The organism is Pontibacter chitinilyticus (assembly GCF_039748935.1).
In the GTDB taxonomy this organism is placed as follows: domain Bacteria; phylum Bacteroidota; class Bacteroidia; order Cytophagales; family Hymenobacteraceae; genus Pontibacter; species Pontibacter chitinilyticus.
Genome location: NZ_JBDIZJ010000002.1, coordinates 17,563 through 34,543 on the forward strand (window position 1 = coordinate 17,563; position 16,981 = coordinate 34,543).

The 16,981-nt window shown below is 48.8% G+C and carries 17 protein-coding genes; 15 read left to right on the forward strand and 2 right to left on the reverse strand.

The genetic code is table 11. From position 1 onward, the window contains the following. Positions 1–293: 293 nt before the first annotated feature. Positions 294–1,358, forward strand: coding sequence for a T9SS type A sorting domain-containing protein (locus tag ABDW72_RS03555; protein WP_347157091.1), 1,065 nt, complete (start codon positions 294–296; stop codon positions 1,356–1,358). 85 nt (positions 1,359–1,443) lie between these two features. Continuing rightward, a complete protein-coding gene (locus tag ABDW72_RS03560) occupies positions 1,444–1,566 on the forward strand; it encodes a 30S ribosomal protein THX (protein WP_347157092.1) in 123 nt (40 codons plus the stop codon). Between the two features lie 95 nt (positions 1,567–1,661). On the opposite strand, the gene ABDW72_RS03565 is transcribed toward ABDW72_RS03560, so the two are convergent. Then, a complete protein-coding gene (locus ABDW72_RS03565; protein ID WP_347157093.1) occupies positions 1,662–2,930 on the reverse strand; it encodes an MFS transporter in 1,269 nt (422 codons plus the stop codon). A 301-nt stretch (positions 2,931–3,231) separates the two neighbouring features. On the opposite strand from ABDW72_RS03565, the gene ABDW72_RS03570 reads away from it, so the two are divergent. From ABDW72_RS03570 to ABDW72_RS03625, 12 genes are all read left to right on the forward strand, one after another. Next, positions 3,232–3,663 carry a hypothetical protein gene (locus ABDW72_RS03570; RefSeq protein ID WP_347157094.1) on the forward strand — a complete coding sequence of 144 codons (432 nt, stop codon included), beginning with the start codon at positions 3,232–3,234 and terminating at the stop codon, positions 3,661–3,663. A gap of 304 nt (positions 3,664–3,967) precedes the next feature. Beyond that, the gene (locus ABDW72_RS03575; RefSeq protein ID WP_347157095.1) at positions 3,968–4,312 is read left to right on the forward strand and encodes a hypothetical protein; all 345 of its coding nucleotides are present in this window, start codon (positions 3,968–3,970) and stop codon (positions 4,310–4,312) included. 265 nt (positions 4,313–4,577) lie between these two features. Continuing rightward, complete coding sequence (locus ABDW72_RS03580; RefSeq protein ID WP_347157096.1) at positions 4,578–4,970, forward strand: group III truncated hemoglobin; 393 nt, start codon at positions 4,578–4,580, stop codon at positions 4,968–4,970. Positions 4,971–5,348: 378 nt separating this feature from the next. After that, positions 5,349–5,951, forward strand: a complete 603-nt coding sequence (locus ABDW72_RS03585; RefSeq protein WP_347157097.1) for an RNA polymerase sigma factor — start codon at positions 5,349–5,351, stop codon at positions 5,949–5,951. Continuing rightward, positions 5,926–6,156 carry a hypothetical protein gene (locus ABDW72_RS03590; protein WP_347157098.1) on the forward strand — a complete coding sequence of 77 codons (231 nt, stop codon included), beginning with the start codon at positions 5,926–5,928 and terminating at the stop codon, positions 6,154–6,156. Before ABDW72_RS03585 ends, ABDW72_RS03590 begins: the two co-directional genes overlap by 26 nt. Before the next feature lie 17 nt (positions 6,157–6,173). Then, complete coding sequence (nth, locus tag ABDW72_RS03595) at positions 6,174–6,857, forward strand: endonuclease III (protein WP_347157099.1); 684 nt, start codon at positions 6,174–6,176, stop codon at positions 6,855–6,857. A gap of 427 nt (positions 6,858–7,284) precedes the next feature. Further along, positions 7,285–9,183, forward strand: coding sequence for a M1 family metallopeptidase (locus ABDW72_RS03600; protein ID WP_347157100.1), 1,899 nt, complete (start codon positions 7,285–7,287; stop codon positions 9,181–9,183). Positions 9,184–9,354: 171 nt separating this feature from the next. Then, entirely contained in the window at positions 9,355–9,726 is a 372-nt protein-coding gene (locus ABDW72_RS03605) for a hypothetical protein (protein ID WP_347157101.1), read from the forward strand. 203 nt (positions 9,727–9,929) lie between these two features. Beyond that, on the forward strand, positions 9,930–10,286 hold the full coding sequence (locus ABDW72_RS03610; protein WP_347157102.1) for a bleomycin resistance protein: 357 nt from the start codon (positions 9,930–9,932) through the stop codon (positions 10,284–10,286). A gap of 361 nt (positions 10,287–10,647) precedes the next feature. Further along, complete coding sequence (locus tag ABDW72_RS03615) at positions 10,648–11,112, forward strand: hypothetical protein (protein WP_347157103.1); 465 nt, start codon at positions 10,648–10,650, stop codon at positions 11,110–11,112. A 181-nt stretch (positions 11,113–11,293) separates the two neighbouring features. Then, a complete protein-coding gene (locus tag ABDW72_RS03620) occupies positions 11,294–11,593 on the forward strand; it encodes a hypothetical protein (RefSeq protein ID WP_347157104.1) in 300 nt (99 codons plus the stop codon). 124 nt (positions 11,594–11,717) lie between these two features. Then, positions 11,718–12,182: a YehS family protein gene (locus ABDW72_RS03625; RefSeq protein WP_347157105.1), complete on the forward strand. Its 465-nt coding sequence runs from the start codon at positions 11,718–11,720 to the stop codon at positions 12,180–12,182. Between the two features lie 87 nt (positions 12,183–12,269). On the opposite strand, the gene ABDW72_RS03630 is transcribed toward ABDW72_RS03625, so the two are convergent. Further along, complete coding sequence (locus tag ABDW72_RS03630) at positions 12,270–13,775, reverse strand: S8 family peptidase (RefSeq protein WP_347157106.1); 1,506 nt, start codon at positions 13,773–13,775, stop codon at positions 12,270–12,272. Between the two features lie 614 nt (positions 13,776–14,389). Between ABDW72_RS03630 and ABDW72_RS03635 the strand changes: the two genes are divergently transcribed. Next, complete coding sequence (locus tag ABDW72_RS03635) at positions 14,390–16,981, forward strand: phosphatidylglycerol lysyltransferase domain-containing protein (RefSeq protein WP_347157107.1); 2,592 nt, start codon at positions 14,390–14,392, stop codon at positions 16,979–16,981.

Below are 16,981 nucleotides of genomic sequence, written 5' to 3' on the forward strand. Positions count from 1 at the left end.
TTATAGACTTTGCTAGCTATAAATTGTATTCCTATAAGTACTTTCGCTTATATCGCCATTCATCAACCAGAAAGAGCGTCAACCACTTAACGCCGGCACCCTTGGTATCGTACTATAAAGTACCTGTTAGCTAACTGAAGTTATCAGCCACTGACCACGCTATAAATGCCGCCGGTATATACGTATACCTCCGGCACACCCCCGTTGCGGCCCACCCTTGGCTGCAACAAATTTGCCGCTTCCCCTGATGGTGGCGGGCACTGTTTCTATTCTTCCATTTTATTTATCTGCTTATGAGAACTTCTACATTTTATAAAACCCTTTTTATCAGCCTGTTTATACTTTACCTGCCGCTACAAGCCGTAAAGGCGCAGGCTGTTCCCGATCCGATACAGGCCAGCTGCTCATATGAAGGAAACTGCGTACTGGTAACTTATGAAGCGGTGCAGGAAGATAGTAGCAACCCCAACAACCTGACCCTGCTGCTGAGCGTGTTTGTTTCGCCAAATAATACCTGCGGAATAGATGTGGTGTATTTTTCAGCTGCACAGGCAGGTGCGCTGCTAACGACCCGAACCGTTGCACAACTTGCAAACAACCCCTACGTGGAGCTGACAGTAAGCCGGGCCGCGTTTCTGCAAACGCCAGATGTAATCATCAGCACCTTCCGCTACATTGGAAAGCTCAACCTGCCTATTTCAATTCCGCCTATTATTTATCCCGTTCCTTTAGCTGTTATTGATCTGGAAGCACGCCTGGATGGCGACAGTCCGTGTTTACCCGTTACGCCATTACCCGTAGAGCTGGTCGCTTTTGAGGGCAAAGCTTCTAAGAGCGATATTGTGCTGGAGTGGAATACCGCTTCGGAAAAAGATAACAAGCAGTTTGAGGTGGAGCGCAGCACCGATGGCCAAACGTTCAGCCAGTTAGGTATAGTGGCAGGCCACGGCAACTCCAGCACAGCACTAAAGTATAGCTACACCGACCAGCGCCCCGGCAGCGGCACCAATTATTACCGCCTCAAGCAGGTAGACTTTTCAGGAACTTCGAAATATTCAAAGGTGATTGACGTAGCGTTTAAAGGCGTAACCAGCGATGCGCTACAGGTGGCGCTATTCCCGAATCCATGCCAGGTGAGCAACTGTAACATCAGCCTGAGCAACATCCAGCAAACCCCTGAAACGCAGCTGGAACTGCAGGACCTATCAGGAAAAGTAGTTTACCGCAAAACCATCCGCAACGAGGGGCGGGCAACGTATAAACTCCCGCTGCAGGACCTGGGCCCTCACAAAGGCCTGTTTATACTTACTGCTACATCCGGGCAGCAGGTGGTGCGCCAGCGGGTAGTCCTACAGTAAAGTATGGCAAGCTAACGGACTTATAGCTAACCTGTTTGCGCCTGTTTTGCGTAAAGAGAGAGCAATCATTCAAACAAAAGCAAGTATGGGAAAAGGAGATAAAAAGTCCAGAAAAGGAAAGATCACCAAAGGTACTTACGGCAACAGACGCCCTCATAAGCCAAGCAAAAACAAGCCACAGGAGGAGCAGAAGGCGGCAGCCAAGTAAGGCACCACACCACCAATGTATAAAAGCGCGGCATTACTCCCATTAAAATTAAAGGGGAGCGATGCCGCGCTTTTTTATAAGCCAGTGATGCCTGTTTAAGCTGTTTCCGTATCGGGGGCGATGTCGAGGTTGCGCAGCTTGTCTGCCTTGAAGGCCGTAATCCCTACCACTACAATCGTCATAATGCCGCCAAATACCACGGCTGGCACAGTGCCCATCAGTTTGGCTGTAAAACCCGATTCAAAAGCCCCGATTTCGTTAGAGGAGCCGACAAAGATGTTGTTTACCGACGACACACGCCCTTTCATTGACTCTGGCGTGAGCGTATGGATAAGCGTAGTGCGGATAATGACGCTGATGCTGTCGAAGGCGCCGCTAAGGGCGAGTAGCAGCAGCGAAAACCAGAAGTTGGTAGAAAGGCCAAACAAGATCATACACACGCCAAAGCCTGCCACACAGAAAAGCATTTTGCGGCCCGCTTTTACGGTAATAGGCGTATGTGTCATAATCAGTGCCATCAGCACAGAGCCTACAGCAGGTGCCGCCCGCAGGAAGCCGAGCGCCTGGGGCCCCATCTGCAGTATCTCGTATGCAAAGATGGGCAGCAGTGCCACAGCGCCGCCAAACAGCACAGCAAAAAGGTCGAGGGAAATAGCGTTCAGGATGATTTGACTACCAAAAACAAATTTGATACCGGAGCGCAGGCTTTCCATCAGGTTCTGCGGGTTCGCATTTACAGGCAATGGCTTGGCGCCGATCAGCGCATAAAAGCACAAGCCCAGCACCACCAGCACCGCATCGGTCGCGTAAGAGGCCGAAATACCCCAGAAGCCATAGATTAAACCGCCGAGTGCAGGTCCTGCTACAGAGGCCGCTTGCCAGGTGGTGGTGCTCCAGGTTACGGCATTGGTATAGTGCTGCTTGTTTGGCACCAACTGCGGCATGAACGAGAATACCGCCGGCCCCATAAAGCCCCTTGCAATACCACTCAAAAAGATAACGGCATAGATGGGTAGCGCCCCGTACGTAGCCAGCACCTGGCTTACATCAAGGGTAAAATAAAGCAAGGTGGCAGAGCACAGCAGCAGCACCGAAACCACGATCAGAATGATCTTCTTGCGCGGGATGATATCGGCGATATAGCCGGCGTATAGCGATACGATGATGGATGGGATGGCTTCTACCAGACCGATCAGGCCAAGTGAGAGTGGATCTTTGGTGATTTCATATATTTGCCAGCCTACAATAACGGCTTGTATCTGCATGGCCAGCGTCATAAACAGACGAGCCGAAATATATAGTCTGAATTCAGGAATACGCAAAACGGCATACGGATCATGTTTGCGTGCCGGGTTACTAGGCATAAGCTTCTTCTATCGGGAAAACGTCTGTCACAAAGCTAAGTTAAACCAGTTTTACAGCAGCACGGTTGCATAAAATTAAAAGCCTGCTGCCCGTTTCATTCGAGGTCGCGAGCGCCATACTTTAATGCAGCGCCGGTATACCTACTTTTAACCTTCCTGCCAAAAAGAACAGAAGGCCTGATTTAACCAAAAATCAACCTTTGCCATAAACTATTTTGTTCCGTTTTGCTGTTAGCTATACTTATACTACTTTAATCGCCAGGTACCGCTACGATTCTGGTCTATCTCCAAAGCCAATGCCATGACAGCTCCGATCAACTTTAGCCCACCTTACATTTCAATCAACTTCCGCAAAGACCTAGATGTGCTCATTTCACGATGGGCAGAAACAGTTAATCTTCCTGAATTCAGGACGGGTTATACACAACTGCTCCAGGTGGCCAAAACAAACCAAGCTTACTTCTGGCTGGCCGATCTGCGGCTTCGCAACCTGCCGGATGAAGATTCCTGTGAGTGGTATCTGAACGACTTTGTACCGATGGCAATGGCAACGTTAACCCGGCCGGCTTACCTGGCTTACCTCTTTTCGCCGACGCAGTTCGCAAAGTTGCCGCAAGCGAGCACTGTTGCTGCCGCTATTTCTAAAGTAAGCGTGTTGCATACCCGCTGCTTTACCATAGAGCACGATGCGCTGGAGTGGCTGAACTCCTGCCGAAGGCTGGCGCTTGCCTGATAATTAACTGCATTGCATGGCGGCAAAAAAGTAGGGCCTTTTCTTCCGTTTTGCCCCTTCTTGCAACTCAAACTGCTTATTAGAGTATACATTCCCTAGTAAGATTCTAAAGGTGCAAGCCTGCCGTATCGCTGGCTGGGACTCTTCCGGCTGCCCTGTTTGTTTTGGCTTAAAGCATGCTGCGACAGGAACATTATTTTAGCATTACCATTTATTTAACCCAAACGCCAGTGCTCCGGATTATATCAGGACGGACTATAAGCCGTTTATTGACTTAATTTAAATTTAAACACGCATTTACTCTATGAAAAGACTGGATATACGCAGCCTGCTGGAAAACATAGAACAAAAGGTTAACCAGCACGAGATTACAACTGATGCCGATGTAACAAAGCTTATTAATGCTGAGATCGCCTCAGCCATAAACCTGAAGTATAAAAACGAGAAAACCGCGGGTTCGCACGAAGCTGTCCCATCGCATGCGTCGTATACTTCGCTGGAGAATTACTTAGGCCACCTGAAAGCAGTAGAACAGAAACTGCAGAAGCCGAGTAATATTACGGCACAGGGCGTGCCGGTGGAGGAGCGGGATATTAACCGTCGCTTGTTACTTATCCTCAACCGCATTAAAGGCTACAGCAGAAAGTAAGCATTACGTTTATTACTTTATTAAAACCATCCTTCGCAAGATTCCTCAGCTCTTACGAAGGATTTTTTATGTCTGCCCGGTTTTACCCGATGTCCTAGCCTCTCCTTCAAAAGATCTGCCGTTCTGCCTTTCCTGTGACAAATATCATTTTTATGCTGCCTGCTTCTCCCTACTTTTGTAAAAGCCCGTCTGCCGCCGTGAGCCTGCCAGCAACAGGCACTGTCTTTGAGAGGAGTTAAAGGGGTAAGCTTAAAGGAATTGCACGATGCACAGCACGAAGAAAGATATAGAAACAGAGGCCGATATAAAACTGTTGGTGGATACCTTTTACGAGAACGTAAATAAGGATGCGCTGCTATCGCCGGTATTCAACGAGGTGGCGCAGGTAAACTGGTCCAGCCACCTGCCTGTCATGTATAAGTTCTGGAGTTCGGTGCTTTTTGGCACGATGGCTTATAAAGGGCAGCCCTTTCCCAAGCACCTGCCACTGCCTATCGAGCCGACGCACTTCAACCGTTGGATATGCCTGTTCACCCAAACTGTTGACAGCTTGTTTGATGGTAGCAAAGCGGAAGATGCAAAGCAGAAAGCGACCAGCATTGCCCACATCTTCCAGATGAAGATGGGATTCATTGGCACACTCAGCCGGCCGCAGTAACTTTATACTTCCTTCCCCCTATTCCTCATCGGCCAAAGTCCGGTGCTCTAAAGCAGGCAGAACACCTGCAAACAGCCTTCCCGGCACGACCATCTCCCTGATGCTGTGGCACTTTCCGGCCCGGTAAGAAATTAAACTAGACTTTGTAAATACAAAATTATACTTCTCTCGTATGTTGGCATACTTCTGGCAGGACAACGGTAGGAGTTGGGTGCATTATACATCTGCTAAACATTTTTTTTGCAATGAGGCAGGTAACTATTGCACAAGCAGAATGCATTATCTATATTTGATTTACACTTCTAATTAATCTTTGTTCTAAAAGCTAAACGCAACAATATGATATAAAGCTCTACGTTAACTTAATGTAGCTTTACAATGAATACAACTACCCAGCTGAGCGACTCTGCTTTAGTCTCGCTCTACATCGCAGGTAATGAAAATGCGTTTGAACAGCTAGTAACCCGACACAAGAACAAAGTATTTACAACCATTTTACTGATTGTAAAGGATACGTATACCGCCGAAGACTTGATGCAGGACACCTTTATCAAGGCAGTCCATACCATGAAGAGCGGCCGGTACAACGAAGAGGGCAAATTTTCTTCCTGGATCTGCCGTATCGCCCATAACCTGGCGATCGACTTTTTCCGTAAAGAGAAACGTAGCCCGATGATCACGCTGGAAGACGGCAGCAATGTGTTCAACACGCTTTCGTTTGCGGAAGACTCTGCGGAGTCGCTGCAGATAAAAGAGGACACGCATGCCCGCCTGCGCGAGCTGATCCAGACGCTGCCCCAAACGCAGCGGGAAGTGCTGATGATGCGGCATTATGCCGACATGAGCTTCCAGGAGATAGCTGAGGCAACCGGTGTGAGCATCAATACTGCTTTGGGTCGTATGCGTTACGCGCTGATCAACCTGCGGAAAAAGATGCTAAAAAACAACATTGTCTATGATAAAAACCTCTACTCAGAATGAACTGATCCGGTATGTATACGATGAGTTGGCCGACGACGCCCGCACACAACTGGAGTCAGTTTTGATGCAAGACCTGGAGTTGGCTGAGAGCTGTTCCGAACTGCTGGAAATACAGTATTTGCTGGAAAGTGCCGTAAAAACTCCCAGTGCGCGCGCAATCGACAATATCTTAAATTACTCAAAAAGCTTAAGTTTGCAGTCGTAAAGACTGCAAACTTTTTTATGCGCAAACGAGAACGCTACCGGCTCCTGATCGATTATTTTACCCATAACTTTCCGGAACCTGAAACTGAATTAGCCTACACCAACCCTTACGAGCTGATTTTGGCTGTGGTGCTGAGCGCGCAGTGTACCGACAAGCGCGTGAATATGGTAACGCCTACCTTGTTCGAGGCTTTCCCGACGCCGGAGCACCTGGCCGCCGCCACCTCCGACGAAATTTTGCCCTACATCAAGAGCATCTCCTACCCCAACAACAAGGCCAAGCACCTGGCTGGCCTGGGCCGGATGCTGGTCGAGCAGTTTCACTCCGAAGTGCCCAGCACCGTGGAGGAACTGGTAAAACTGCCTGGGGTAGGCCGCAAAACAGCCAATGTGATCGTATCCGTTATCTGGAACCAGCCCGCCATGGCCGTAGATACGCACGTGTTCAGGGTAAGCAAGCGCCTGGGACTGGTAGCTAAAACGGCCAAAACCCCGCTTGATGTGGAGAAAGAGTTAGTTGCGAACCTGCCCACTGACCTGATTGCCAAAGCCCACCACTGGCTTATACTACATGGCCGCTACATTTGCGTGGCTCGCAGGCCCAAGTGCGAAGAATGCCCCCTCACCCACTTCTGCGCTTTTTTCCAGAAAAACTTCCCCAATATCCCCGACGATCCGGAGAACAAACTTGGTAGCTTGTAAGGCATCCACAAGTATAAATTTATACTTGCCGTAACCAGGACGGGAACAGCTGGGATTCTGTAAGGACAGGTCGCGACCTGCCCGCGCGATAGCCTGGGCTAAAAGCAAGTTCGCCACCAGCGGATTTATACTTCCCTGTTTATACTTCCGCAAGTCTGAAGACTTGCTTTCATGCACCAGCACAAGTGATGCTACGCTGAACACTTGCGCTAGAAAACCAATCCTGAAAATCCTTTCATCCTTTAAATCCTGATTCAGACAGATGTTCAGGGACGATTGCCAGTGCACGATTGGACAGGTTGCGACCTGTCCCTACGAAGCTATTGATCACTGCTTTTTATGAATGAAAGGCGGCTGATAAGTATAATGTAACCTTGGCTTGTTATCTTTACCTAAGCTATACTTCAACATCATCTAATTATAAGCTATGCGACACCTCTTACCTCTTCTCCTCGTTATACTGGCGTTTGGCTTTGCACCAGCACAGGCACAGGATTTATACATGCCCCGCGATGTGCAGCGGGCTTTCGACAGTGGCACCCGCTCGCCCAACGGGCAGCCGGGCAAGAACTACTGGCAGAACACGGGCAAGTATACTATCACCGTCAGCGCCATGCCGCCGGACCGCACTATCAAAGGCAGCGAACAAATCGCCTACACCAACAACAGCCCCGACACGCTCAAAAGCATCGTCGTTCGGCTGATTCAGAACATCCACAAGCCGGGCGTGGCGCGCAACGGCAGCGCCAGCCCCGATTACCTGAGCACCGGCACCATCATCGACTCGTTTGCCGTAAACGGCCGGCCGCAGCCCTGGAAAGACCGCGACGCCACCTGGCAGCAGGTGCAGTTGCCGCAGCCGCTGCTGCCGCACAGCACGGTGCAGCTGAGCTTTGCCTGGCACTATGAAATATCATTGGAGAGCGGCCGCGAAGGCATGATCGACTCCACCACCTACTACCTCGCCTACTTTTACCCGCGCGTGTCGGTGTACGACGACTACAACGGCTGGGACCGCATCGACTTTACTGACCAGCAGGAGTTCTACTCCGATTTCAACGACTATACTTTGCACGTGAAGGTGCCGAAGAACTTCATTGTATGGGCGACTGGCACGTTGCAGAACCCGAACCAGGTGCTACAGCCGGCCTTCGCCCAAAAGCTGCAACAGTCGATGCAAACGGATTCGGTGCTGCACATAGCCACTGCCGCTGATTTGGCCGCCAACCGTGTGACCACGCAGAACCCGGTGAACACCTGGACCTGGACCGCCACCGACATTCCGGATATGGCGCTGGGCCTGAGCAACCACTACCTCTGGGACGCCGGCAGCGTGGTGGTAGATGATGCCACTAACCGCCGCGCCAGCGTACAATCCGCTTTTAACGACAGCGCCACTGACTTTCACCACGCCGTGAAAGTGGGCCAGCACGCCCTCGGCTGGTTCTCGCACAACTGGCCCGGCGTGCCCTACCCGTACCCTAAAACCACCATCTTCCAGGGCTACGCCGACATGGAGTACCCGATGATGGTGAACGACACCTCGGTGCCCGACCTGACCTTTGCGCAGTTTGTGGCCGAGCACGAGATTGCCCATACTTGGTTTCCGTTTTACATGGGCATCAACGAGAGCCGCTACGCCTTTATGGACGAAGGCTGGGCCACCACGCTGGAGTTGCTCATCAACCGAAACGACATGCCACGCGAGACCGCCGACAAGTTTTTCCAGCAGTTCCGCGTGTCGCGCTGGATACACGACCGCTCCATGGAAGAGGACCTGCCGATCATTACGCCGGCCAACGTGCTGAAGGGCACCGCCTACGGCAACAACGCTTATGGCAAGCCCGCGCTCGGTTACCTGGCCATGAAGGACATGCTGGGCGACGAGGTGTTCAAGAAGTGCCTGCACGCTTACATGGACCGCTGGCACGGCAAGCACCCGCTGCCCTGGGACTTCTTCAACACCTTCAACGACGTGTCGGGCCAAAACCTGGACTGGTTCTGGCACAACTGGTACTTCACCAACGGTTACATCGACCTGGCCATACAGGGGGTAAAGCGAGAGAAGAAAAGCTATACGGTGACGGTGCAGAACATCGGCGGCTTCGTGGCGCCCTTCGACGTGCAGGTAAAGTATGCCGACGGCAGCACCAACACCTTCCACCAAACCTCGGCCATCTGGCAAAACAATCCGCAGCAGGCAAGTATAAAAATCCCTACCAAGAAGAAGATACAGTCGGTGACGCTGGCAGGCGGCATTTTTATGGACGCCGACGAGGTGAACAACCTCTGGCTGGCCGAGAGCGCCGGAAGCGCGATGAAGTAGGATAGTAGTTATACTTGTATTGTGTGGCAATGCGGCTTTGGACAGTTACGTCAGACAATTAAAAGAATGAAAAAATATAGCGTGGACAACTACAACTTCAAGAGTCGTCTGACGGAAAACGAAATAAGACACCGACTAAGCAGTCGGACTTTAAAGAAGAAATATTTGACAATGGAGTCGACCGACAAAGACTTTATTGGACGAATTCAAGACGACAAATTTGAAATATTTCAAGCAACTTTTTTTTCTTACGGAGCAGTATGCGTTTTACAAGGGACTATCACACCGACATCTGACATTAAATTGACAACGACTTTACATAAAGGATTCAGGATTTTGTTTGCAATTTGGGTCATCGCGATGACCGCACTTTTCCTTGTGACATGGATACTCGATTCGGCAAAGTTGGACACATTATTAGTATTTGTAATCGGGATGCCGATTGGAGTTTTATTTTTTAGGTTGTTTCTGCATGTCGCTTACGTATTAGCGAGAAACAATGGACTACGGAAAGTAAAAGACGTTTTGGAAATCAACCATTGAGGATAGATTGGAGAAAGCCACACAGCCACCAACAATGCATATAAATCATGCCGGCAGAGTTTGATGATTAATTATTAACTTGGACTGCCGGCACGCTTTATATGCGAACGTTGCCCGCAACCTATCCGTCCATAACAAAGAATGCTATCGACAATACACATGAGAGCGTCGGACAATTTACCTTTACCTCAAATAAAAACGTTATGCTGACGAACATTAATCCAAAGCTGCCAATGAGCAACAAAGCAGCGACTAAAGACTTTTACATCAACAAATTAGGATTTCAAAACGTGGGAAGTTCAGACTACGACGGTTATTTAATGGTCGAAAGAGACAATATAGAAATTCACTTTTTTGAGTTCAAAGAAATTAACACTAAAGAAAATTATTCAGGAGTTTATATCCGAACAGATAACATTGACAACTTGTATCAGTCATTTATTGACAATGAAGTAAGTATACATCCGAATGGACCTTTAGAGACAAAGCCGTGGGGACAAAGAGAATTTGCTTTACTTGACCCTGACGATAATTTATTGACCTTTGGGCAGAGCGTATGAGCAACGTTTGACGACAGGGAGCCAACAGCAGCTTTAGAAAATAAGGGCTGAAGAATATGTGCTGAACCAATAAACTTTATGGAGCAGCAGGAAATAGATGAAGCATAAGTTTTCCCAATACCCTTACTCCTAAAGGCTGTAAAATATTGATTATAAGAGAAAAACGTAATAAAAGAACAACTATACTTCTAATATTAGCTCTTTTAGCATCAATTCAAGTCGGTGCTCAGGAAAGAAATCAAGTTGAAGAAACCTATAACATGCACTTCAACTTTATAAACAACAACAGAAAACAGCTGCGGCCTCTGAGTTCGAACAAGTAATACTGTTAAACCCAAGGCACAAGGATGCATTATTTAACTTGCCTGTAATTAATCTTGAACTTGAGAACAATGATAGAGCAATTGACCTTCTGCCAACCTGTGTCAAACTTCATGATAGAGTTGCCGCTAAACTACTGAAAGAACAGCTGCAGCAAAAAATAGCTTATGCCGATACAATGCATTATGATGATGTAGATATAAAACCGAAAGTTGTGGTGAATTCTGCTCAAGAAGATTTTCTTGTAGGAACAGGAATAAATAAGGCAATTGAAAAGCCGCTGCTTGATGGGCTTAAGAAGTCCAAAGTGCTAAGAAAGGAAGTAGCTATAGGTACAATACTCCCTTTTGCTTTATACTTTGGCAAAGACGGAAAGCTAAATGCAGAAATAATGGGCGGTACTATAAGCGAAGCCGCACAAAAAGAACTTTCTTCAATTCTACAATCATTACCAACAATAATTCCTGGAAAACATAGAGGGCAAGAAGTACTGTATGGGGTTTAACGATTCCTATTAGAATGTAAATTCATTTTATCAAGCACTGCAAGCTTTAAGCCTCCTGCAGTACCTCGTTCATTATTAGGGCAAAATTGTAACTAATTTCAAATATGAGTCCTCTGGAGAAGTACAACGTAAAAAAATAACAGTCCTTGTATCTGGAGTTTTAGTTTTACTTGGACTTTTATTGAAAGGAAACATTCCCTATAAACAATTCAACTCTGAAGATTGGAAAAAAGCGGACCTGAAAAGCGAAGCAAATTGGTCCCTTCGTTGGGATATGATGAACAGTTTAAGGAAAACACATGAACTTGTTGGGAAAAATAAAAGCGAGATCATCAAATTACTTGGTGAACCTCAATCTAAAACCAGTTCTTCATTCAGATATTATTTAGGCTATTCAAAAAACGGAATAAATACGGGGAGCTTGATTATAACATTTGATGCAGCAGATCATGTAATCACTTATAAAGTATGGCAAGGTTAAAACTATCCTATACTTAAACTCTCGTCCTCTTCAGCTGCACAATTCGTTAAATTAATTAAGCTTTCACCCAGGTCACGCTTCAACAACTCAGGCTTTGTGCCCATTTATTTAACCCATTACCCACATGAACAACAACGACGTACTCCGCCGCCTCCGTTATACCTTCGACCTCAGCGATTCTCAGATGATGGACATGTTCGCGTCGGCTGGCCGACCGGCCACGCGGGCCGAGATAAGTGACTGGCTGAAGAAAGACGAAGACCCGGCGTTTCAGGAAATGGAGGACGAGCAGCTGGCGCTTTTCCTGAATGGGCTGATTAACGAGATGCGCGGCAAAAAGGAAGGACCGCAGCCGGAGCCAGAGAAAAAGCTAAGCAACAACGCCATTCTCCGTAAGCTAAAAATAGCGCTGAACCTGAAAGACGAGGACATGCTGGAGCTGCTGGACCTGGCTGACATGCACATCAGCAAGCACGAGTTGAGCGCCTTTTTCCGAAAACCCAGCCAGCCACAGTACCGGCCCTGCAAAGACCAGATTCTGCGTAATTTCCTGCACGGCATGCAGCTCAAGTACCGCGACAACGTATAGAAACGTCAGGAGCAGGCATAAAAAATCCCTCCGCTATACCACAAGATGGGTGCAGCGGAGGGATTATACTTTAAACGTAAGCTAAACCTACTGCACAGCAGTAACAGCTTTAAAGGCATTCAAGCGTCCGAAACCATAGTATGGATCGCGTCCTGGCTTGCCCAAATCATCAGCAGAAGCACGCATGGCCGCCTCTACCTGCGCAGGATTCATCTGTCCACCATGTTGGCCGATGATCAGAGCGGCTATACCAGCAGCATGTGGTGCCGCCATACTTGTGCCGGCAGACCAGCTATAACCTCCTGGCACAGTACTTATCACCATATCAAGCGCCCACACAGGTATCCCATATTTTGACGCTTCATTTCCAGGATATCTGAAGTCACCACCCGGAGCGGCAAAGGTCACATCAGAAGTACCATAGTTGGTGTATGATGCCACACCATCCAAATCAGTAGTTAACGGGTTGTATACCCAAGCCTCCGGAGCTGTTGCCGAAATAGAGATCACATTAGGTGCTCCGGCCGGAATATACATTAATGATCCATCTTTGTTGCCGTTGTTAGCGTCATTACCGGCAGAAGCGATAACGGTTGTGCCGTGCTGCGTAGCATACGTAGTTACCTTGCTGATGGCGTTGATCAACTCCTGCGTCGCTTTGGTATCGCTTACCACAAAGTCATCAGACGGATCGTCCGGTGTACCATTATCGTCCAGGAACTTGCCGTTGCGCGGAAGTCCAGCCCCTAAGCTCATGTTAATCACATCAGCGCCTTGCTGCACGGCATAAAGAATACCTTGTATCATCCACGAGAAGTTTCCGGATCCTTTATCGCTTAACACCTTCACCAATACCAGTTGGGCATCCGGAGCAACACCGATCACACCAATGTTATTATCTACCGCCGCAATGGTGCCGGCCGTATGTGTACCATGGCTAAAGTCGCCAATAGCCGGATTAAACTGCACTGATTCACCCGGCACAAACGACCGGGCAGCATTCTGGTCAATGTTAGCAGCCAGGTCAGGGTGCTTTAAATCGAATCCCGTGTCCAGCACAGCCACCCGCACACCTTTGCCCCGGGCGCCAGCGTTCCAGGCTTCAGGAGCATGAATGGCTGTAAGTCCCCATTGAAACAGCGCATAAGGATCATCGTCTCCTGTGCTTGCAGGGCTACCTATAATGGCATCCGCACTTACGGTTTTAGTGTTTTGTGGATCAAACCACTGGATGTTCACATCCCGGATAACAGACTGCACCCCGCTGATCTTGGCGGCCTTTGCGGCAAAATTAGCATCTGAAGATGTCGCCATAGCGATACCAACTTCCTTCAGATTACCAGTTACGTTTCCTTTCAGCGCAGCTACCTGGCTTTCCAGGTCTGCAGGAAGTGCATTAGAAGCAGAGATAATGATGTAATTATTTGCCCGGAATCTTACAGAGGGGTTCACAGAACCATCCTGAAGGGCACTGGCAGTACTCTGGCTCAGCGTAGCCGCCGGTGCCAGATCCTCTTCCTTGTTACAGCCAAACGTTGCTAGCAGGGCTGCCGCCAACGGATAAATGAGCTTTGATCTATAAGATTTCGCCATAAAGTTGTTAAAGATATTTAGTTTTTAAATTTTGATTAAGGTTAGAATTCTGAAGTTACAAATAAGAAAATGAATACCATGATGTGATCACAACTATTTAGCCTTTTATAATGTGAACGTCTATAAAGTATAAGTCAACAGAATTCATACAATGGTAGAACGATATAACCTTTATAAAACGGATTTCAGAATAGAAGAATGTAAATGCAACTTTTAAGTGTAAGAACGGCATCGTTTTACACACCATTTATAACTTATCATATTGAGCTACAGCATTATGCCACACACGTGAGGTAAGGCCGATAGGCAGTGAGAGCCCAAAGTGAAGCGCATGTTCGTTACAAGTATAAAAGACTGCCATCTAATCTGCTTAAAGTAGCAGCTGCGCTTACCTGTAAGCTGTTAGAAAATGTCAGTTGTTCCTCGCTGCTTTGTAAGGTAAAGATGAGGTAAATAGCCAGTAGTTTGCTCTGGTTTAAGTTTAAAGTATAAGCAAAACAAGCAAAGAGCAGCGTTATACTTGGCAACGGACCATAGTTATTCTAACTTCGTGTACCTGCTTCGGCAGCTTAACCTTACCCTAACTTCAGGAAAAGACAACTTCGTTCTCGCTTATGGTGCAACAATTCAGAGCCCGGCTGACAACTGTTTTCCAGAATAAAGCCTTTTGGCAACTGATTCTGGCAGCCTTTATGTTGGGCATGGCCGTTTTCTTTATCCGGCAGGAACACCTGGAACTTTTGCAGATACGGCAGGAACTCCACCACACCCATATAAGTTATGTGGTGTTAGGGCTGCTGCTCAGCGTCGCCTATGTTTTTACACAGGGGCTAATGTATCGGTACAGCTTCCGGGCGTTGGGGCAACAAGTGCCGCTGCTAAGTGCCACACAACTCTTTCTGAAGCGCAATCTGGTAAGCGTGTTTCTGCCTGCTGGCGGCTTCTCCTCCCTGGCTTTCTTTACCAAATCCATAGAGGCCCGCGGTATCAGCCGCTCCCAGATTCTTCTGGCATCTACCATTTTTAGCTTCTGCGGCCTGGTATCAGTTGTAGTAGTGGCTATTCCGGCGCTGGGCTACGCCCTGCTGCAAAACAGCCTGCAAGGAGCCGAGGTGCTCGGCTTCGTCTTCCTGCTGGTGCTCGTTGGCATCTTTTTATACCTGTTCTGGTCTGTTTCACGCAAAGGCTGGCTCTATCGCCTGATTGTTGGTCGCTACCCATCTGCTGCGCTGGTGCTCGACGAAATGCTGCAGCAGCAGGTAAACCGTCGTGCGGTCGGGTATACTATCTTGGTTTCAGTGGTGATTGAATTTATCGGAGTGGCACACCTGTACCTGGCTCTGCTGGCATTGGGGCTCCTTCCTTCCCTTACGGCGGCTTTCCTGGGTTATGTAGTGATGGTGATCCTGCTGATTGCTTCGCCTTTTTTGCGGGGCCTTGGCGCCATAGAGGTATCTGTTACCTTTATACTTGGCCGGTACGGGTACTCCGTCGTTGAGGCAGCTACAGCCACGCTGCTCTTTCGTCTTTTTGAATTCTGGGTGCCACTGCTGCTGGGTGTCAGCAGCTTTCTCACCAAAAAAGACAACCTGCTCCTCCGCCTGATGCCGGCGCTCATTATACTTGCCGTTGGCCTTATCAACGTAATCTCAGCCATTACGCCCGCCATTCCGGCACGCCTGCGCTTGGTAAACGGACTGCTTCCCACCAATGTGGTTTATACTTCCAACATGCTGGTGCTCATGTTTGGGTTGGTGCTGCTGCTGCTTTCGGTGTTCCTGCTTCAAGGCTCGCGCCGTGCCTGGGTGGTAGCCACTACCCTGCTGCTGCTCTCCTTTACCGGTCACCTTATCAAGGGTGCCGACTACGAAGAAGCCACTCTCTCGCTGCTGGCTTGCCTGATGCTGCTGTACACCCGCCGCCAGTACCGCCTGAAGCCACACCCACGCTATACCCGCATTAGCCTGCTCACGTTTTTGTTTGGTGTGGTGGCTGTGCTGGCTTATGGGGTAATTGGCTTCTACTTTATCGATAAGCGGCACTTTGCGGCAGATTTTACCTTACAGCAGGCAGTGGAGCGTACGCTGCGCCTGCTCTTCCTGTTTGATGATGATGGACTGACACCCCTTACCCGCTTTGCGCACTACTTTATATTCTCGATTTATGCAGCTGGTGCGGGTGTAATCCTGCTGCTGCTGTATGGCCTGCTGCGCCCTTACTTCTCCAAGCCCTTTAACACAGAGCAGGACTGGGAGCAGGCACAGGCCTTGCTAGACAAGTATGGCCAATCTGCCCTGGATTATTTTAAAGTATACCCCGACAAGCAACTGTTTTTCTCTGAAGATCGTGAGACTTTTCTGGCTTTTAAAGTAACGCGGCTCTTTGCCTTTGTGCTGGAAAATCCGGTTGCCAAAGATGCCGCAGCTTTTCAGGCGATTATCCGCAGCTTTGACCGCTACTGCACTGAGAATGGCTTTGTAAGCATCTTTTACCGGGTGCCCGAACGCTCGCTGCCATTGTATAGTGCGCTGGGCAAGAAGAGCTTTCCTATTGGGGAAGAGGCCGTGCTCGACCTGACGACCTTTACGATAGATGGCGGAAAAATGAAGCCGACGCGAAGTGCCTTGAACCGCCTCACCGGCGAGGGTTACAGCGTAAAAGCCTACGATCCACCGGTGCGGGAGGGCATACTGCAAAAGCTGGAGCAAGTATCCACCGACTGGCTGCAGGCGCTGGGGCAGCAGGAACTAACCTTTACGCAAGGCGTCTTTGATCCTGCCATTCTTAAAACACAAACCATTTTAACAGTGGAGGACCAGGAGGAAAAAGTATACGCCTTTCTGAACCTCGTGCCAGATTATGTGCCTGGCGAAGCCACTTACGACCTGATCCGCAAAGTAGGCAATGCTCCAAACGGCGTGTTGGACCTGCTCCTGGTCAAAACATATCTTTACCTGAAAGAAAAGGGTTACACCAGCGTAAACCTAGGCTTGGCGCCTATGTCGGGGATAGCAGGGCGAAACATGACACAGCGGGGAATCAGGTATGCGTATGAGCACCTGCGCGTGTTCGGCCACTTTGTAGGGCTTCGGAAGTATAAAGAGAAGTTCTTTCCGAAATGGGAGCAGAAGTACCTCATCTATGAGCACGATTACCATCTGGTGCAGGTGCCTGCAGCCCTGCGGCGTGTTTCAGAAGCGCCCTGA